General features: G+C 38.8%; 3 protein-coding genes. 1 reads left to right on the top strand and 2 read right to left on the bottom strand.

Annotation, left to right across the window (positions count from 1 at the left end; all coding sequences use genetic code 11):
* Positions 1-31 precede the first annotated feature (31 nt).
* Together ATS75_RS19945 and ATS75_RS19940 are read right to left on the bottom strand one after the other, a co-directional pair.
* Positions 32-466 (bottom strand): hypothetical protein, encoded by a 435-nt coding sequence (locus ATS75_RS19945; RefSeq protein WP_058562158.1) that lies wholly within the window; start codon positions 464-466, stop codon positions 32-34.
* Between the two features lie 278 nt (positions 467-744).
* Positions 745-1,221 (bottom strand): hypothetical protein, encoded by a 477-nt coding sequence (locus tag ATS75_RS19940; protein WP_152996256.1) that lies wholly within the window; start codon positions 1,219-1,221, stop codon positions 745-747.
* Between the two features lie 510 nt (positions 1,222-1,731).
* Here ATS75_RS19940 and ATS75_RS19935 point away from each other — a divergent pair.
* The coding region (locus tag ATS75_RS19935; protein ID WP_082665534.1) for an IS110 family transposase at positions 1,732-2,896 on the top strand (1,165 nt) is incomplete at its 3' end.

Genomic DNA, 2,896 nt, shown 5'->3' with positions numbered 1-2,896 from the left:
GTTTTTTTCTTTCCAGTTTTTTTCTTTTACCTCAGGGCGTGTTGTTATGTACAACTTTACGCAAAGCTTCGAGCCTATCTATATCTGAACTCCAAACCTCAAATGAACCAGAGCAAACTGATATCAAGTTTTCGACAGCACCTTTTTGGGGCACGCTTATATAATATTGTTTACCAACTGTAAGTGGCATCCCACATGAACCAATTGAACGAATGATTTTGATATCTTCCGTCGGTTTTTTCAATACCTCAGTTACGTTAAACTCAGCCTCTAATAGTTTAACTTCCCCACCAGTTCCAAAAATGACATCTGGAACCAGTCTGGTATTTGTTTCAAGTACATCAACAATCATTATTGCTTTGGATAAATTAACGGCTTCCTCGGGAGATGTTCCCTCACAGCGGCATGCAAAAGCATTGTGAGAAAATAGAAACATAAATGAATAAGCAATAAGTTTAATTTTCACCAATACCTCCGTTGTACATAACGAGACTGTAGAATAACTCCAACAGCCAAATTCAATTAAAAAACGAGCTCCTGTAATTAACTCTAAGCGCTTTTAAAGCATTAGGTAATGCATTTGGAACCCATAAAACAGGCTGATTTTCTTTAAAAAGAGTAATTCTACAGCCTCAACGCCCGCATAAGGGGCTGGTAATAGTTTGCTAAAATGTGAAGCGAAGCGGAACCGAGCAAACTGTTAGCAGTCCCGTGCTTAATGCGCTTGTTATACGCATTTACACTCTATTTCATTAAGCTTAATTGCTTAAGGTAATTTTTTAGGCTTACGAAATTTACAAGTCCGCGCTTATCAGTTTGGTATTCAGGTTCCCAAAATGCCACAGCGGTATATTGATACAAAGAGCTTTCTAGCATCCAAGTATCTCCATCCATTCCTAGAGTTTTATCTTTCGGAAACACCAGTGCTTTCTCTAACTTACTAACTAACTTTGAGTACTGTTCTTCTGTTAATTCAATACGTTTCTTTGATTTAATACCTTTCCAGTCATAACCACCTGCACCTTCATAAGTAATAGTTAACAACTTATAGGGGTTATGTCTAGAGACTTCATATATAACTGGATTCGAAAAAGTGGGCACTACTTTCAATCTCAAAACAGGACTAAGATAAAAACCTGGATCAGTATATTCGATGGTATTACGTGTAGATTTACAGCCTATAACTGATAGAAAAATCAAAAATATTAAAACAAATCTCATAATGTAGAACCGATCCATCGATGCGTATAACGAGACTGTAGAATAACTCCAACAGCCAAATTCAGTTAAAAAACGAGCTCCTGTAATTAACTCTAAGCGCTTTTAAAGCATTAGGTAATGCATTTGGAACCCATAAAACAGGCTGATCTTCTTTAAAAAGAGTAATTCTACAGCCTCAACGCCGCATTAAGCGGCAAAAAATAGTTGGTTATAATTTGTGAGGCACGAACAAAAACCAACTGTTTTTTGTCCGTTTAAATGCCTTATAGTTACTCCGTTCCATTCATTAATGTATTTACCTAGCTCATTAATACATGGAATATGCTTCTGTTGGTCACGAATATTTGAGTGGAAACAATCTATGTTTGTAACAAGACTTTCGGGCCAACTGGAGTCATTTGTTTCAATACGCATACTCAGGGATTGTCGTTGAACCGACTATCTATAAGACCTGCGAGAAACATTGTTTATCTCTATCTACTCTTTCACTTTACCTCTAGGAGGCCCAAAATGGAAGCCTTTAACGTCTCAGAGTTTGCTGCCCTTATCGGGATCGATTGGGCCGACCGTAAACACGATATTTGTGAAGTAAATCGCGATACAAACACACAACTTTTAAGCGTTATTTCATCTGCGCCTAAGTCAATTAATGCTTGGGCGCTTGAATTAAAACAACGCTACAACGGCAGGCCTGTTGCAGTCGCGTGTGAGCTTAAAAAAGGCCCACTTATATACGCACTCAGTAAATTTAAGCACATTGTACTATTTGTGATTAATCCATCCAGTGTCGCAAAATACCGCGCCGCATTTACGCACAGTGGGGCGAAAGATGACCCTACTGATGCGATTATTCAAGTTGAAATTTTACAACTTCATATGGATAAATTAACAGTAATTAGGCCTGACTCAGAAGACGTTAGGTGTCTTGCGCAGCTTGTCGAATATCGTCGTAAATTAGTGCAAGGTAGGGTTAATTTAACCAATAAAATAGCCACAACACTAAAAAATTATTATCCCCACGTGATTGATTGGTTTAAAGAAAAAGACACTCAAATATTCTGTGACTTCTTATTACGCTGGCCCTCTCTTGCTCACGCTAAAAAAGCGAGAAAACAAACACTACTCGACTTCTTTAATCAACATAATTCCCGCTATCCACTCGTTAATGAAAAGCGGATAAAAGAAATAAAGGGGGCAGAAATACTCACCGAAGATATGGCGGTGATCACGCCAAACTTATTGCTTATTGAATGCCTCGTGCCGCAACTTAAACAGCTGATGATGGCAATAACACGATTTGATGACGAAATTAAAACACTTTATAAGCAACATACAGATCGCGCTATTTTTGATAGCTTACCGGGTGCAGGGCCACAATTAGCCCCTCGATTATTAGCCGCTATGGGGTCAAATCGTGATCGCTATAAATGCGCCGCTGACATACAAAAATACGCAGGCATTGCTCCCGTAACCAAACGCAGTGGCAAAAAGGAATGGATACACTGGCGGTACTCATGCACTAAGTTTTTAAGGCAAACGTTTGTGGAATGGGCTGGGCTCTCTGTGCGATATTCATTTTGGGCAAAAGCCTATTATCGGCAGCAAGAAGCCAAAGGAAAACCTCATAATACCATCATCAGATCATTGGCATTTAAGTGGATACGGATCCTATTTA

The organism is Pseudoalteromonas sp. H105 (assembly GCF_001469215.1).
Classification (GTDB): Bacteria; Pseudomonadota; Gammaproteobacteria; order Enterobacterales; family Alteromonadaceae; genus Pseudoalteromonas.
Note: the sequence above shows the minus strand (reverse complement) of the source record. Positions and strands in the feature narration are given on the sequence as shown.

Excerpts from the sequence above, each read along its gene's own strand:
- ATS75_RS19940 (WP_152996256.1), bottom strand. The coding sequence starts at position 1,221 with ATGAGATTTGTTTTAATATTTTTGATTTTTCTATCAGTTATAGGCTGT.